Origin of the sequence: Geothrix oryzisoli (assembly GCF_022808865.1) — a bacterium.
GTDB lineage: Bacteria > Acidobacteriota > Holophagae > Holophagales > Holophagaceae > Geothrix > Geothrix oryzisoli.
Window position 1 is genome coordinate 378,735 of the sequence record NZ_JAKZLB010000003.1, and the last position, 15,409, is coordinate 394,143.

14 protein-coding genes and 2 tRNA genes are annotated in these 15,409 nt (G+C 67.0%); 11 read left to right on the plus strand and 5 right to left on the minus strand.

Going from position 1 to position 15,409, the window contains the following annotated elements; translation table 11 throughout:
* The first annotated feature begins 26 nt into the window (after positions 1-26).
* Positions 27-776: a cytidylate kinase-like family protein gene (locus tag MLE43_RS09900; RefSeq protein WP_243303562.1), complete on the plus strand. Its 750-nt coding sequence runs from the start codon at positions 27-29 to the stop codon at positions 774-776.
* A gap of 80 nt (positions 777-856) precedes the next feature.
* Here the strand turns inward: MLE43_RS09900 and MLE43_RS09905 are convergent.
* Positions 857-931, minus strand: a tRNA-Glu gene (locus MLE43_RS09905).
* 17 nt (positions 932-948) lie between these two features.
* A tRNA-Gln gene (locus MLE43_RS09910) sits at positions 949-1,023 on the minus strand.
* 103 nt (positions 1,024-1,126) lie between these two features.
* Between MLE43_RS09910 and MLE43_RS09915 the strand changes: the two genes are divergently transcribed.
* Positions 1,127-2,056: a GGDEF domain-containing protein gene (locus tag MLE43_RS09915; protein WP_243303564.1), complete on the plus strand. Its 930-nt coding sequence runs from the start codon at positions 1,127-1,129 to the stop codon at positions 2,054-2,056.
* Between the two features lie 58 nt (positions 2,057-2,114).
* Positions 2,115-2,591 (plus strand): DMT family transporter, encoded by a 477-nt coding sequence (locus MLE43_RS09920; RefSeq protein ID WP_243303565.1) that lies wholly within the window; start codon positions 2,115-2,117, stop codon positions 2,589-2,591.
* Positions 2,592-2,593: 2 nt separating this feature from the next.
* On the opposite strand, the gene MLE43_RS09925 is transcribed toward MLE43_RS09920, so the two are convergent.
* The gene (locus MLE43_RS09925) at positions 2,594-2,854 is read right to left on the minus strand and encodes a hypothetical protein (protein WP_243303566.1); all 261 of its coding nucleotides are present in this window, start codon (positions 2,852-2,854) and stop codon (positions 2,594-2,596) included.
* A gap of 111 nt (positions 2,855-2,965) precedes the next feature.
* Here MLE43_RS09925 and MLE43_RS09930 point away from each other — a divergent pair, with 111 nt between their 5' ends.
* The 3 genes from MLE43_RS09930 to MLE43_RS09940 all read left to right on the plus strand — a co-directional run bounded on the left by MLE43_RS09930 (position 2,966) and on the right by MLE43_RS09940 (position 6,003).
* The gene (locus tag MLE43_RS09930; RefSeq protein WP_243303567.1) at positions 2,966-3,778 is read left to right on the plus strand and encodes a DUF4097 family beta strand repeat-containing protein; all 813 of its coding nucleotides are present in this window, start codon (positions 2,966-2,968) and stop codon (positions 3,776-3,778) included.
* Between the two features lie 164 nt (positions 3,779-3,942).
* Entirely contained in the window at positions 3,943-4,440 is a 498-nt protein-coding gene (gene nrfH / locus MLE43_RS09935; protein ID WP_243303568.1) for a cytochrome c nitrite reductase small subunit, read from the plus strand.
* A gap of 72 nt (positions 4,441-4,512) precedes the next feature.
* Positions 4,513-6,003: an ammonia-forming cytochrome c nitrite reductase subunit c552 gene (locus MLE43_RS09940; RefSeq protein ID WP_243303571.1), complete on the plus strand. Its 1,491-nt coding sequence runs from the start codon at positions 4,513-4,515 to the stop codon at positions 6,001-6,003.
* A 67-nt stretch (positions 6,004-6,070) separates the two neighbouring features.
* Here MLE43_RS09940 and MLE43_RS09945 read toward each other — a convergent pair whose 3' ends face one another.
* A complete protein-coding gene (locus MLE43_RS09945) occupies positions 6,071-9,364 on the minus strand; it encodes a PAS domain S-box protein (RefSeq protein WP_243303573.1) in 3,294 nt (1,097 codons plus the stop codon).
* Between the two features lie 139 nt (positions 9,365-9,503).
* On the minus strand, positions 9,504-10,562 hold the full coding sequence (locus MLE43_RS09950; RefSeq protein ID WP_243303575.1) for a helix-turn-helix transcriptional regulator: 1,059 nt from the start codon (positions 10,560-10,562) through the stop codon (positions 9,504-9,506).
* A 171-nt stretch (positions 10,563-10,733) separates the two neighbouring features.
* Between MLE43_RS09950 and MLE43_RS09955 the strand changes: the two genes are divergently transcribed.
* From MLE43_RS09955 to MLE43_RS09975, 5 genes are all read left to right on the plus strand, one after another.
* On the plus strand, positions 10,734-11,411 hold the full coding sequence (locus MLE43_RS09955) for a response regulator (protein WP_243303577.1): 678 nt from the start codon (positions 10,734-10,736) through the stop codon (positions 11,409-11,411).
* On the plus strand, positions 11,404-12,759 hold the full coding sequence (locus MLE43_RS09960; RefSeq protein ID WP_243303578.1) for an ATP-binding protein: 1,356 nt from the start codon (positions 11,404-11,406) through the stop codon (positions 12,757-12,759). The genes MLE43_RS09955 and MLE43_RS09960 overlap by 8 nt, the downstream gene beginning before the upstream one ends.
* Before the next feature lie 118 nt (positions 12,760-12,877).
* Positions 12,878-14,434, plus strand: coding sequence for a hypothetical protein (locus tag MLE43_RS09965; RefSeq protein ID WP_243303580.1), 1,557 nt, complete (start codon positions 12,878-12,880; stop codon positions 14,432-14,434).
* 18 nt (positions 14,435-14,452) lie between these two features.
* Positions 14,453-14,767, plus strand: a complete 315-nt coding sequence (locus tag MLE43_RS09970) for a hypothetical protein (RefSeq protein WP_243303582.1) — start codon at positions 14,453-14,455, stop codon at positions 14,765-14,767.
* Between the two features lie 7 nt (positions 14,768-14,774).
* Positions 14,775-15,407 (plus strand): hypothetical protein, encoded by a 633-nt coding sequence (locus MLE43_RS09975; RefSeq protein ID WP_243303583.1) that lies wholly within the window; start codon positions 14,775-14,777, stop codon positions 15,405-15,407.
* Positions 15,408-15,409 lie beyond the last annotated feature (2 nt).

A 15,409-nucleotide genomic window follows, 5' to 3' on the forward strand; every position in this document is an offset into this window, starting at 1 on the left:
TTGGCCAGGCAGAAGCCGGAGGTCCCATGACCACGAACTTCGAATCCCTGATCCCGAGCATCGAGCAGCGGGAATCCGGCTGGATGCGCATCCGGGAGCGCCTCGCGCACCCCCACCAGGCGCCGTCCCGCCCCTCCGTGACCATCTCCCGGCAGTACGGCTGCGAGGGCTATCTCCTGGCCCAGCGCCTGAAGGCGCTCCTGGAGGAGGCCTCGGGCCAGCCCTGGGGCCTGTTCGACAAGGCCCTGGTGGACAAGGTCGCTTCCGACGAGAGCCTTTCCCGCCAGCTCCTGGGCCACCTGGGGGATGAGAGCCACGCCCAGGATGTGCTCCGGACCCACTTCGGCCATCTCACCCACGATGATGCCTACGCCAAGCTGGTGAAGCACCTCGTCCAGATCGCCATGGCCGGCTGCGCGGTCATCGTCGGCCGCGGCGGGGCGGTCGCCTGCCAGGACCTGAAGAACTGCTTCCATTTCCGCCTGGAAGGCAGCTTCGAGTTCCGGACCGCGACGCTGGCCCGCCGCCTGGAGATCCCTCTGGCCGAAGCGGAGAAGCTGGTCCGCACCCAGTCGAAGCTCCGGGAGAAGTTCATCAGCGAGTGCCTCCACGCCGACATCACCTCCTCCCGCTTCTACGACGCCGTCTTCAACAACGAACGTCAGAGCGTGGAGGCCATCGCCCAGGCCTGCCTGCGCATCGTCATCTGCGGCTGGCCCGACAAGGACTTCTTCCGGCACGTCCCCCTGCACCTGGCCGCGGCGGACCGGCGGTGATCCGGGCCTTACCTGCGCGCCATCCGTGACTTCGATTCCCCCTGGGACATGAAAAAGGCCCGGCTTGCGCCGGGCCGTGCTGGTAGTCCCAAGGGGAATCGAACCCCTGTTCCCGCCGTGAGAGGGCGGTGTACTAACCGCTATACGATGGGACCATCAAACAAATTGTGAGTGGTTGGGGAGGAAGGATTTGAACCCTCACCTGACGGTACCAGAAACCGTTGTCCTACCATTAGACCACTCCCCAACGAGTGGAAGATTCAATGTACCAGATGTTGGGCAAAAGACAAGAGGTGGTTCCGGCGGTGGGGATGTAGTCTTCCGGACAAAGAGGATCTCCTGGAGGATCGATGACGCGCAAACGTCCAGCCTCGCCTCCGCCCCCGCCGGCACCTGTGACTGCGGACATGCCCACGATGGCGGGGATCCTGGCGGGGGGGGATGATCCCGTCGCCCCGTCGGAGTGGGCCCTGGTGGCCTACGCGGGAGCCGCCCTGGGGCGGATCTTCCCCCTGCGCCCAGGCGCCTCGCTCATTGGGCGGGCGCCGGATGTCCAGGTGGCGCTGCTGGACGGCGAGGTGAGCCGCCACCACGCCCGGATCGGCCTGATCGGCGGCCAGGTGTGGCTGGAGGACCTGGGCTCCACCAACGGCACCCAGGTGAACGGAGTGCCGGCCGATGGCGTCGTGGCCCTGCGGGCGGGCGACCGCCTGACCTTCGGGGGCCACGTGCTGAAGCTGGTGGCCATGGACCCCCTGGAGCGCGCCTTCCACGAGACCCTGCTCGATCTCAGCACCAAGGACCCGCTCACGGGCCTGGCCAACCGGACCCGCACCCTGAGCGAGTTCCAGACCCGTTTCGGCCTGAGCGTCCGCTATGGCCGCCCCCTGTCGGTGCTGATGTGCGACCTGGATCACTTCAAGGTGATCAACGATACCCACGGCCATGGTGCCGGGGACTTCGTGCTCCAGGTCTTCGGTGAGCGCCTCCGGGCCACCCTGCGGGAGCCGGATCTGGCCGGCCGCATCGGAGGCGAGGAGTTCCTGGTGATCCTCCCGGAGACGGACTTGAACGGCGCCAAACCTTTCGCCGAGCGTCTCCGGAAGGCCATCGCCGCTGCGACCGTGCCCCTGCCGGGGTGCGATCTGGAGGTCACCTGCAGCCTGGGCGTCGCGGAGCGCCAGCCCGGAGACCTCGAGGCCGGGCAGATGCTCGCCCGGGCCGATGCGGGGCTCTACCGGGCCAAGGTGGAGGGCCGGAACCGCGTGTGCGTGGGTTGATCGCATGCCACCGGAGGTCCCGGCTGGCTACCATGGGCGCTTGCCGCCGGAGGCGTGGATGGTCCTGGTATTCCTCATCATGGCCTTCGCCATCGGGTTGGCCATCCCCCTGCAGTCGGCGGTCAACAATGCGCTGAGGGTCTCGCTCCGCAGCGGCTCCGTGCTCGCGGCCCTGGTGTCGTTCGCCGTGGGCACGCTGGCCCTGCTGGTGGCCTCTGCCCTCGCGGGCCAGCCTTTCGCGGCCCTGGCGGGGCTGCCCCGGGTGCCCTGGTGGCAGTGGCTGGGTGGGTTCCTGGGGGCCTTCTTCGTGTTCGGGTCCACCCTGCTGGCGCCCCGCATCGGCCTGGCCGCCATGGTGTCCCTCATCGTGGCGGGGCAGGTCTGCTCCTCGCTGACCTTCGACCGCTTCGGGTTCATGGGCCTGCCCGTGCGGGGCCTGTCCTGGGTCCGCCTCCTCGGCGCCGGGCTCATCCTGGCCGGCGCGATCCTGGTGAACTTCGGTGACCGCTGGCTGAGGGCCTGGCAGAAGAACTGAAGTCAGTCCTTCCGCACGCGCTCGGCCACCCGGTCGAGCATGTCCCAGATCTGGTGGCAGTCCTCGCAGGAGGAGCGGGGATCGCCGCAGGGGAAGCCTTCGATTCCGATGCCCTGGCAGCGGGGGGTGCGGAAGAAGAAGAGGAGCTCTCCGAGGGAGGTCTGCATGCGGTCGCGGAGGGCGGCGTCCGGCAGGGAGCGCAGATCCTGGATGAGCTTCCACTCGGCGGGGCTGAGTTCGGGGCGGTCGATGGTCTGGGGCATGGGGGACTCCGCGCGCCCCCAAGTATACGGAGAACCTCTGGGGCGGCCCTAAACTCCCTCTGAAGGCCTTCGTATCACTGGTCACGATCTCTGACATCGCAGGAGGCTTCCATGTCCCTCACCCATCCCTTCGCTGCGGCGGTGGCCGCGGTTCTCCTCTGGGCCCCGCTCGCAGCCCAGACCCAGGTGATCCAGCCCGCCAAGGCGGAGAAGACCACCGAAACGCGGACGGTGCCCCTGGCCGCCGGGTCCAAGCTCAAGGTGAAGAACGTCAACGGCTTCATCCACGTGGAGGCCTGGGACCGGGAGGAGGTCCAGTTCACGGGCGAGTTCAAGCCCAGCAGTCAGGATGAGCAGGTGAAGGTGGTGATCGAAGCGGACAAGAACGGTCTGGAAATCCGCGGCGAGTATCCCAAGCACGAAGGCTGGGGGTCGTACCGGGGGCCTTCGTGCCAGATGACCCTCAAGGTGCCCCGCCGGGTGGTGCCCTCTCTGGAGAGCGTGAACGGTGAAGTGGCCCTCAGCGGCACCCAGGGCGCCGCCACCCTCACCACCGTCAACGGCGGTGTGCGTGCCACGGATCTGGAGGAATCGCTCAAGGCGACCACGGTGAATGGTGCGGTCACCCTGGAGCGCGTGCGCGGTGGTCTCTTGCTGAAGACGGTGAACGGCGGCATCAAAGGCATGGGCCTGGACGGGCAGGGCCATGGAGTCGAGGCCGGGACCGTGAACGGCGGCATCCACCTTCAGATCGGGGGGCTCAAGGGGCGCCTCACCGCCACGACCATGAACGGCGGCATCACCTTCAACGCCAAGGGGGCCGAGCAGGTGGAGGTGACCAAGCGGAAGGTCTCGGCCGTCTTTCCCGGAGGGGACCAGGCCATCCACCTGAGCACGGTGAATGGCGGCATCATCCTCGATTGAGATCCTGGTGATCTTCGAGCAGGAGCCGGCTGTGCCGGCTCCTGCCATGCATTGGCAACCATAAGATCCCAAAAGAAAAATTGATATCGGATTGACAGGTCCTAATTTTGTTCCATCCTGATGTCCGTTCGGGGATCGGCCCCGGGCCGTCGGATGGGTACCCCGTGAGCGGAAAGCGTCGCCTCTTCTTCCTGAGTGTCCTCGCCAGCGTCTTCGCGGGCGTTTTCCTGGGGTCCGGGGCCTACACCTTCGTGTCGGCCCACGGCACGTCGTACCTGTCGAACAACCCCGAAGTCTGCGTGAACTGCCATGTCATGCGCGGGGAGTACGACAGCTGGCGCCACGGCTCCCACCATGCTGTGGCCGTGTGCAACGACTGCCACCTGCCGCACGACAACGTCGTGAACAAGTTCTTCGTAAAGGCCAGCAACGGGTACCACCACTCCAAGGCCTTCACCTTGCTGAATTTCGCGGAACCCATCCGCATCAAGCCCGGCAACGCCAAGGTGCTGGAGGACAACTGCCTCCGCTGCCACGGCGAGCTCACGGGCGAAATCACCGCCCACGGCACTCTGGGCGTCCCCACGGATCCCACGCAGAAGGCCGACCTCTATGGCTGCGTCCGCTGCCACCAGGAGGTGGGCCATGGGCCCATGGGCTGATGCCATGACGAGCCATCCGATCCTTGATCCAACCCCTAGACGCGTGGTCCACCACGCGGGAGGAGCTCCCCGATGACCGACAACCCCACTCCGCTGCTCTCCCGTCCGGTGGTCCGGATGGGCCTCATCGCCGCCGGCGCCGCCGTGGCGACCGTCCTCGTGATGGCCCTGTACGCCAGCATCTCCAGCCGCAAGGCCGAAGCGAAGCAGACCAGCTTCAAGCTGGTGGACCTGGACGAGAAGACCGTCGACCCCGCCCAGTGGGGGAAGAACTTCCCCCGCGAATACGAAACCTACCTGAAGACCGCCGAGAAGTACAGCACCAAGTACGGCGGCGCCGGGAGCGAGGCCCTGCCCAAGAGCCGCATCCAGGAGGATCCGCGGCTGGTGACGATCTTCGACGGCTACGCCTTCGCCATCGACTTCAACCAGCGCCGCGGCCATGCCTTCATGCTGGATGACCAGCGCAACACCAAGCGGGTCACCGAGCGCAAGCAGCCGGGGTCCTGCCTCCACTGCCACGCCTCCAACACGGTGGCCTTCCGCGAGCAGGGCCTGAAGGCCGGTGCGCCGGGCACGCTCGACGAGGACTTCACCAGCCCCAACGCCCAGGCCCAGCTGATGGCCGGCTTCGAGGCCGTCTGCAAGATGCCCTACGGCGAGGCGACCCAGCTCGTGAAGCACCCTGTGGCCTGCATCGACTGCCACGATCCCAAGAACATGGCCCTGCGTGTCACCAAGCCCGGCTTCATCCGCGGCATCGTCGCCCTGGCCAACAGCCCCGAGCCCGTGCCGCACCTGCCCTCCATCGAGAAGTGGCGGAAGGGCGACCGCTCCGTGGCCTACGATGCCAACCGCGACGCCTCCCGCCAGGAGCTGCGGTCCATGGTCTGCGGCCAGTGCCACGTGGAGTACTACTGCGGGCCCAAGGTCACCCTCTTCTTCCCCTGGAACAAGGGCCTGAAGGTCGAGCAGATCGAGGCCACCTACGACGAATACAAGTTCCCCGACGGCCACCGCTTCTTCGACTGGCAGCACGGCAAGACCGGCGCCGAGGTCCTCAAGGCCCAGCATCCCGAGTTCGAGATGTGGAGCCAGGGCATCCACGCCCGCTCCGGCGTCTCCTGCGCCGACTGCCACATGCCCTACGTCCGCGAGGGTGCCCTCAAGATCAGCGACCACCAGGTGCGCAGTCCCCTGCTGAATGTCTCCCGCTCGTGCCAGACCTGCCATCGCTTCCCCGAGGAGGAGCTGAAGGCCCGCGTGACGGCCATCCAGGACCGTACCAAGGCCCTCATGGACCGCGCCGAGGACGCCGTGGTGAACCTCATCAACGACATCGCCGCCGCGAAGAAGGCCGGCGTGGAGGAGGCGAAGCTGAAGCCCATCCTCGAATTCCAGCGCAAGGCCCAGTGGCGCGTGGACTTCGTCAATGCCGAGAACTCCATGGGCTTCCACGCCCCCCAGGAAGTCGCCCGCATCCTCGGTGAGGCCATCGATTACGGCCGTCAGGGCCAAGTGGCGCTCCGCGACCTGGGCGCCCCGAAGGTGGCTCGGAAGTAGCCTGATTCTGGAAGGCGAGAGCGGGGCCGGTGCTTCCGGCCCTGCTTGTCGTCTGCATCAGCGCCGCTCACAGCGGCGAGGGCCCGCTCCTCCCCAGCGCTTCCAGGTGCCGCTGGAGATCTTTCATCGTGAAGGGCTTGGGCAGCAGCGAGACGAAGGGATGGGCCCCGATGAGGTCCATCACGTGCTGGTCGGCCCGGCCGGTGACGACCAGGACTGGCAGGGTGGGACGCAAGGCGCGCAGGCCCGGAAGCGTTCCGGCGCCGCCCAGGCCCGGCATGTTCATGTCCAGGATCACCGCCTCGGGTTCCAGCCCCGCTGCGAGTTTCTCCAGGGCCTCCTCGCCGCTGGAGGCCGTGGACACTGAGTGGCCCAGCGCTTCGAGGATGGCCTGCACGGAGCTTCGGATCAGTTCGTCGTCATCTACCAGGAGCACGTGCCGGGAGCCCACGATGGCCTGGGTCCCGGGGGCGGCTGCCTGTTCTGACTGCCGGGCGGGATCCGCGCAGGTCGGGAAGCGCATCGTCACGGTGGTGCCAAGGCCGGGCCGGCTCTGGATCTCCACCTGGCCATGGTGGGCCTTCACCGTGCTGTAGACCATGGTCAGGCCCAGGCCCGTACCCTTGCCCTGCTCCTTGGTGGTGAAGAAGGGGTCCAGGGCCTTCTCGAGGGTTTCCTTGGTCATGCCGATGCCCGTGTCCTTCACCGTCACTTCGATCCAACCGCCGTCGAGATTCCGGGTGCTGAGGGTCAGCGTGCCCGGTTCCGGCATGGCGTCCACGGCATTGACGCAGAGGTTCATGAAGGCATGGGCGAGGGCGCTCGCATCGCCCCGGATCGGATGGAGGTCCGTCGCGAGGTCCATCTCCAGGCGGACCCTGGACAGGGTGGTGCGCTCCAGAAGGCGGACCTCCTCCTGGAGGATCGCGTTCACGTCCAGTTCGTGCTCCTCGGCCGGACTCAGGCGGGCGAAGCTCAGCAGGCCCTTCACCATCTTCCCGCCGCGCTCCGCGGCCCGGATGATGGTCTCGAAGGCCTGGTGCTGAGGGCTCCCCTCGGGCTGGTCCTCGATGTGGGCCGAGGCCAGGCCGAGGATGGCGCCGAGGACATTGTTCATGTCGTGGGCGACGCCCCCGGCGAGAATGCCGAGACTCTCCATCTTCTGGGCCTGCTGCAGTTGGGACTCGAGGCGACGCTGCTCGTTCTCCATGAGCTTTCGTTCCGTCACGTCCCACACGAGCGAGATCGTGAGCGACTGGTCCGGAACGAGGATGTTCATCGCGTCGACATACCTGGGCTCCTGCCCCTGGCGCGTGATCGGCACATCGCTCCAGTACAGGCGCTCCGGATCCCCGCTGGCGAAATCAGCGAGCACCCGCCGCTTCATGGCCTCCCTGAACTCGGGATCCTCGTAGGCGGCCTCCCAGAAAAGATCCGGATTCGCCGCCACGCCGCCCAGGCGTTCGCGGGTGGTCCGGTAGTGCTTGGGGAAGTTGTCGTTCATGTAGGTCGGCGTGGTGCCGGGGACGGAGGAATTCACGGCGATGCCGAGGGGGAGGTGATCCAGCACGGTCCGGATGAAGGCCTCGCTCATGCGGAGCGCCTCCTCGGCCCGCTTGACCTCGGTGATGTCCTCCAGCACCCCGAGCACCCCGAAGGGCAGGCCATCTTCGCCCCGCAGCGGCGCCTTGGAGGTGGCCACCCAGATCCGGGTGCCGTCGGCCCGCTGGACCTGCTCGGTGATGCGGAGCTTGGCCTGGTTGGTGGCCACGACCTCCCGGTCATCGGCCCGGTAGGCCTCAGCGTCCTCCCGCGACCACGGGAGTTCGAAATCCGTCCTGCCGACGACCTGCTCGGGACTGGCAAGTCCGGCCACCTGGGCAAAGACCTGGTTGCAGCCCAGGTAGCGGCCCGCGAGATCCTTCCAGAAGATGGCGTGGGGCACGGTATCCAGGACCAGGTGCAGGGTCGTGCTGCTGTTCCGCAGCGCTTCTTCCGCCTGCCGCCGCTGGGATTCCAGCTCCAGGTGATCCAGGGCGAAGGAGATGTCGCCGGCGGCCTCCTCCAGCAGTCCCAGCTCCTGGGGACCGAAGAAATCCTTTTCCGGGGCATAGACCATCAGGGCCCCGCAGACCCTCCCGCCTTTCCGGATGGGGAGGGACACCGAGGCCGCGATCCCGCATCGGGCCGCCGCCTCGTGCCAGGGAGCGGCCTCGTGCGACCCCAGGAAGTCGTTCAGCACGCAGGTGCGTCCTTCACGGATGGCCCGGCCGGTGCCGCCCTGGCCGAGGGGGGTGTCATCGCTCCGGATCTGCAGGCCATCGAGGTACCCGCCCCGATCCCCATGGCTGCTGACCACCTTGACCACATGCGACCCGGGGTCGTCCCACCCGATCCACGCCATGCTGAACTTCCCGAACTCGACCATGACTTCGCAGACCTTGTCCAACAGGATCTCCCGCGAGGGGGAGGTGACGATGGCCTGGTTCACCTGGCTCAGGGCCGAGAAGAGCCGCGTCATGCGCTCCAGCTGTTTCGCCTGCTCCTGGAGGCTGGTGATGTCCCGGGTGATGGACAGGACGCAGGGCTCCCCGCCGATCTCGACCGTGCTCGACGAGACGAGCGCGGGGAAAACGCCGCCATCCTTCCGGCGCAGGAGGAATTCCGCCCCCCGGATGAGGCCGTCCCGGCGAAGGCGGGTCTGGAATTGAAGGCGGTCCGCTTCATGGACCCAGACCCCCAGGTCTCCCGGCGGCGACGTCCGGCCCAGGACCTCCTCCGGCGTGTAGCCCAGGATGGCCGTGAAGCCTTCGTTCGCGGCCAGGTAGCGGCCATCCGAAAGCCGCGTGAGGGTGATGGCGTCCGGACAGACCTGGAAGGCCTTGGAGAACTTCTCCTCCGACGTCCGCAGGGCATCCTCCCCCCGCTTGCGCTCGGTGATGTCCATGAAGGTCGTGAACACCCGGCCAGGGCCGCCATTCGGCTGGACAACGGGAGCGGCGCTCACCTCGATCCAGGTCGTCGGGCCCCGTTCAGGGTGGAGCAGGCCCATGACGACGCCCTCGACGGGCCGTCCTGAGCGCAAGGCCTCCAGGGCGGGCTGGGTCATCCCTGGGCAGGGGGTTCCGTCCTCGTGGATGAACTTCCCCAGGGGACCGAGGGCGGACCGCCCCTGGGCCTGCCCGAGGGGGATCCCCAGGACCCGCTCAGCGGCCGGGTTGGCGCCGAGGATGGCTCCATCCGCGTCGTGGATGAGGATCCCCTGCGGCGAGGCCTCGAAGAAGGCCCGGTAGAGGTCCGGGGGCTCGGCCGCCGCCCGGATCGACGATCGCGCTGGCTCCCTGCGACCATGCGTTTTCATCAAGCTACCCCGAGATGGTGACCAGAATCGAAGGGGGACCGTGGATCTCCACCGGGAGTATCGGCCACCTGGTGGACCTTCGGCAAGAACAGGGCCGGGGTCGTTCCCGCCGGCGGGCGGCCCGGACCCCGGAGCGGTATCAGCGATGACGGGCCATCATGGCCTTCAGGGTGGTCGCCAAGTGCGCGCGGAGCGGGCCCGGCTCGAGGGTTTCGGCATCGGCGCCCAGCTGGAGGATGTAGCGGGTGGGGCCCTGGAGGTCGGTGGCCAGGAAGGAGAGCAGGACCGTGCCCCCCTTCTCCTTGCGGACTTCCACCCGGGGCAGGGCCGGGGGGGCGTCCAGCAGCGACTGGGGCCAGTTCGAGCCACCCACCCGGACCTTCACCTGGAAGGGAGGCGAAGGGCTGAACCAGCCGCCGATCTGCAGGTCCCGGGCCTGTTCCAGGGGGCGCTTGTCGGGGATGAGGCCCCGCTTCGGAAGGGCCTTCGCCTCCACGATGCGGGCGAGGCGGAAGTGCCGGGGCTCCTGCTTGGCGGGATCCCAGGCGAGGAGGAAGGCGCCGCCGGAGAACACATCGTGGGTGAGCGTGAAGGGCACCACCGTACGGGTGCCGGTGCGGCCCGTGGAGGCGGCGGCATAGGTGAGCTCCAGCTCGCGCGGCCCTTCCGGGTGCCCCAGGGCCATCAGCACCTGGGAGAGCATCTTGGTGTCGAGGGCCTGCTGGTCGTCGGCGCCGCCGCGCACGCAGACGTGGGACTGGAGGGCGGCGAAGAGGTTGCGGTCGCGGCTGCTGAGGTGGCTGTCCGCCAGGGCGCGCAGCCCCTCGAGCTGGTCGTACCACATCTCCGTGGCGGTGCCCTCGAGGGCCATGAGCGCCACCTCCAGGGCCAGGCGGGCGTGGGGGGTGATCTTGCTGTCCCAGTCCGGCGCCTTCTCCAGGGTGAAGTGGATGACGGCCGGCCGTCCCTCGCGGGCTTTGCCGAAGCGGGCGCCCTGCTCCTCCAGCAGCACGATGGCGCGGTCCACGGTGCGCATGGCCACCCCGCCCAGCTTTCGGACCAGGCCCGCCTTGGTGATGCCCCGCTCTCCCGCATCGCGGATGGCCTCCAGCACCGCCTGGAGCCGCTCGGGCTTCACGAGGCTGCCGCCGTCGGGACGAGGGGATTCAAGAGCCTTGCGCGATCCGGTCCGGGCCATGGCAGCCTCCTGGCCTAGGATTGGCCAGTGGATGTCCATTGGCAAGGAGAAGTAAGAGTCGGCCACGGTCATCCAGGGCGGCACCACGGACCGCAAACCGGCATTTTGGACCGGATCCTGGGTCGGACTCCTCCTATCCTTGGCGATGGAAAAGAAGAAAGGTGCAGGGGAATGAAACTGCTTTTGATCGAGGATGATCAGCGCGCGGCCCTGGCCCTGGAGCGGAGCCTTCGGGAACAAGGTTTCTCGGTCGAGGTGGCCCTGGATGGTGTGAAGGGCCTGGAGTCTGGGAAATCCGCCAGCTTCGACTGCCTGATCCTGGATGTGATGCTTCCGGGGATGGACGGTTTCTCGGTCCTATGGGAGCTGCGGGCGGCCGGGGTGGAGACGCCGGTCATCTTCCTGACGGCCCGGGATTCGCTTCCTGACAAGGTCCGGGGCCTGGAGCTGGGTGGAGGGGATTACCTGGTCAAACCTTTCGCCTTTTCCGAGCTGCTGCTGCGGATCAACAACCTGCTTGCCCGGGGGGTGGTGGCTGGGCCCAAGACCTGGGTCCTCGGCGATCTCACCGTGAATCCCTTCCAGCGCAAGGTCTACCGAGGGGGAGATCGCATTGACCTCAGCTCCCAGGAGTACGCGCTGCTGGAACTCCTGATCCGGAATGCCGGCCACATCGTGACCCGGACGCGCATCGCCGAAGAGCTCTGGGACCTTTCCTACCAGGGGGATCCGAACCTGGTGGACGCCGCCGTCCGCAGGCTGAGAAAGAAAGTGGACGACCCCTATCCACGGAAGATCATCCAGACCCGGCGGGGCGTGGGCTACCTGGTCGAGCCTGGCCATGATTGAGACCCTTCGGCGATCGATGCTCCTCCATCTGGCGCTGGTGTTCGCGGTGGGGATGTCCATCGTCGTGGGAGGGGCGGGGCTGTACCTGAACACCGCCGTGACGCATGCCGTCTATGCCCAGGTGAACCGGGACCTGATCGACTCGGCCCGGCTGACCCTGCACCGGCTCGAAGAAGACAAGATGGGACCGGACAAGGAACTGCTGGACCTCGGAGACAACGTCTACCTGCGGGTGATGACGCCGGCGCGGGAGGTGGTGATCGAGAGCAGGGACATGGCCCAGCTCCTGCCCAGGGATGCCCCCGTTCCCCTGGGCCCGTGGCGCTGGTGGGAGAGCCCGCGGAAGGCGGCCATCCGGATCAAGGTCCTGTCCTTCCGGTACCACGGCGGGTGGATCCAGCTGGCCAGAGACATGCATCCGGAGGAAGGCGTCCTGAAGGATTTCCGGAGGTCGCTGCTGGTCCTGCTGTCGATCATCCCCTTCGCCTCCGCCGCGCTGGGCTTCGGCCTTCTCAGGCTGGGCTTCCTGCCCCTCGAACGCCTCCGGTCCAAGACCGGAGACATCGGTCCCGAGACGCTGCAGTCCCGTATCGACCCCTCTCCCTTTCCGATGGAAATCGACCCGCTCGTCCGTACGGTGAACCGCGCCCTGGACAAGCTGGAGTCGGGGTTCACCCGCCTTTCGGAATTGAACAGCGATCTCGCGCACGAGATGCGGACGCCGGTGCATGCCCTCCGCCTGGAGTGCGAGAGCCTGCTCTCCCGCGGGGACCTCCCCGAGCAGACGATGGACTCGCTCGAATCCATGATGGAGACCCTGGGCCACATGGGGGCAGTGATCGAACAGATGCTCGTCCTGGCGAGGTTCGAGGATCCCTCCACCAGCATCGTCCCCGTCCCCCTGCAGGCGGATGCTCTTATCCGGGAAGCCGTCGCGCCCTTCGAGCCCCTCGCGGAGGAAAAAAGAATCGCCATCGAACTGGCCTCGTCGCCGGGGCTGACCCTCCGGGGCGACGCCACCCTGCTCAAGCGGGCCCTGCACAACCTCCTCGGCAACGCCGTGCGGCATGCGCCCGTCGGCTCGCGGATCCGTCTTTCGGCGTTGCGGGAGGGAGATGCCGCTGTGTTCGCGGTGTCGGACCAGGGGCAGGGCGTCCCGGCCAGCGTGCTGGGTCAGCTGGGCCGCCGGTTCGTGCGGCAGGACGCCTCCCGCAGCCGCCAGAGCGGAGGAGCCGGCCTGGGACTCGCCATCACCCAGGGCATCGTCCGCCTCCACGGCGGCTCCTTGTCCCTCGAGAGCGTGGAAGGCCGGGGAACGGTGGCGAAGATCACAATCCCCGCATCCTGACCGAATCGTCAGGTTCGCATCATCCGCCCGTCAGGTTGGGGCCGTATTCCTGTGGTCACAAGATGAGCCCGGATCTTCCGAGGTTCCCCTTCTCCCCCACCCCCACAGGAGGAAGATCATGCACGAACCACGCAGCTCAGTGCTGGCCAGGGCGGCCCGGAAGGCGCTGACCTTCGCCGCCATGGCCGGCCTGGCCATCCAGATCATGCCCGAGGCCAAGGCCGTCCCCTCGTTCTCGCGCCAGTACGGCCAGAAGTGCTCCGCCTGCCACAACCCCTGGGGCGGCCTCACCCCCGCGGGCGCGACCTTCAAGCTCAGCGGCTATCGGGCCATGAACGGCAAGGACCTGAAGCCCGTGAATCCCGAGATCGAGATCACGAAGGACTTCAGTCTGCCGGGCTCTCTGCCTCTTTCCATCATCACGGGCGTGGGGCTCGAGAGCCGCACTGAGAAGCGTGAAGCGGCCGTGGGCCTGGCCCCCGAGGTCACCTCCAAGGGCACGACGCTCGCCCTGGAGGACCTGAGCATTTTCCTGACCTCCTCCATGGGCAAGCACTTCGCCTACTTTATCGAATTCCCCATGTACGAGACCAAGGCCTGGGAGTTCACCCCCACCGGCAACTACGAAGCCCGCTACAACACGAACCCCGACAAGCAGATCAAGTTCTCCACGGAGATCCCGAGCTTCGAGGTGGCGAAGTTCTTCTGGAACAACCTCTTCGGCGACTCCGCGCCGCGCGACAGCGTGAACCTGCTGGCCGGCATCACCCATCCGCCCCTCGCCTACTCCCCCGGGAAGGTCCGCCTCTCCGTCAACCAGTACCTCGTCTACGAGCGGACCGCGCTCGACCTGATCAGCCCCCGGAAGGTGGACGACGTGGTGGGCGGCGAGCCCAATGACCACATCTTCCGCCTGAGTGAGCCCCAGGTGCTCGCCGAGGCCTTCGGCATGCTGACCTTCGGCAAGCCCGTCACGGACGTCGGCAAGAAAGATACCTTCTGGGCCGAGTACCACGTCGGCATCTCCAATGGCGCCAATGGCAAAGCCGCCAACAACGCCACACCGAGCTGGTACGGACGGTGGGTCATGCGCTACTACGGCCAGTCCTTGGGACTTTTCGGCTGGAAGAGCACCGACTCCTACAGCGACAAGATCCGCTCCACCGCCTCGCTGGTGAATCCCAACGGGATCATGTCCGGTCTCAACAACCCCAACCAGGTGACCCGCTTCGGCCCCGACATGACGCTCAGCCTCGCGCCCTGGGGCATCCCGGTCAACCTGGAGAACCAGTACATGGCCAACCGAGAGAGCAATCCCCTGGGCTTCGGCAAGGCGCTCAAGTGGAAGGGCGGGTTCCACCAGATCAACTACCGCCCCACGAACACCCAGGCGCTGTATGTGCGCTACGACTATCTCAAGGGCGACCCGTACGACGACACCCGCGTGACCCTGAACGGCAACACCGGCATCACCCGGTCCACGCCCAAGGAGAACGACTGGATCTTCGGCTACCAGCGCATGATCCAGGAACACATCAAGTGGGTGTTCGAGTACCGCCATCACCAGTTCGACGACCTCGCGATGGGCGGCGTCATTCCCGCGCTGGGGGTCCCCACGAACCCGGCCCGGCTGACCGACGACGGGTTCACCGCGAAGTTCATGTTCGGCTTCTGATCCCGGAAGGATGACCTCATGCGATCGACCCCTCTGATCCAGCGGCTCTTCATCGTGGCCCTCGCCATGGCCTGTTCTGCCCTCACGGCCGAGGACAAGGCTGTGGAGCCCGGCGCCAAGGTGTTCCAGGATTCGTGCCTGACCTGCCACAAGGGCAATCAGTCCATCGAGCAGGTGCGCCTGACCCGAGCCCAGTGGAAAGAGGCGGTCGATCGCATGATCGATTCCAGTTTCGTGGATCCGGTGCCATCCAAGGACAAGCTGGCGCTCCTGCTCGACTACCTGGCGAAGACCCGCGGCCCCTCCGGGGCGGCGGGCCCGGACAAGAAGTAGGCGGACCATGAACGAACATGACCTCGCCAAGGGCCTGGAGGTATGGGTCCTTCAGAACGTGCTGGACGCTTCGGTCCTGATGGGAATCGTGGCCTCGGGCCTGCTGCTCGCCCAGGGCTACTACCGCGAACTCAGCCGCCACCTGAACCTCCGCGTGTCCCGGGAGCTCTGGAACCTGCTCACCGTGGTGCTGGCGGATCTGCTCCTGGCCGGCGTCTTCCTCGTCGGTTACATGGTCCTGAATCCGGACATCATGGCCGACCTCAAAATGGCGGTTCCGTTCTATCCTATCGCGACCTTGTTCTTCGCCGCGGCCCTGATCCTGCGGCTGTTCAAGGGCGGCCACGAGGCGGGCTCCCCCCGCTTCCACTGGGCGCTCCGGCTCACTCTGATCGCCAACGCCATCAACGGGCTGGGGTTCACCTTCGTGGCCGAGGCGGCCAGCGACGAGTACCTCGCCCACCATGCCAGCCCCTTCTGGACCTACCTCAAGACCCACTTCCGCTCCAACGCGGACCCGGCGGGTCTCGAGATCGCCCAGGCCACCTTCTACCTCTGTTTCCCGATCCTCCTCCTGCTTTCTGCCTGGGCCGTCCGGTGCGCCCTGGCGAGGATGAAGTCCCCCACTCCCGAGGATTGACC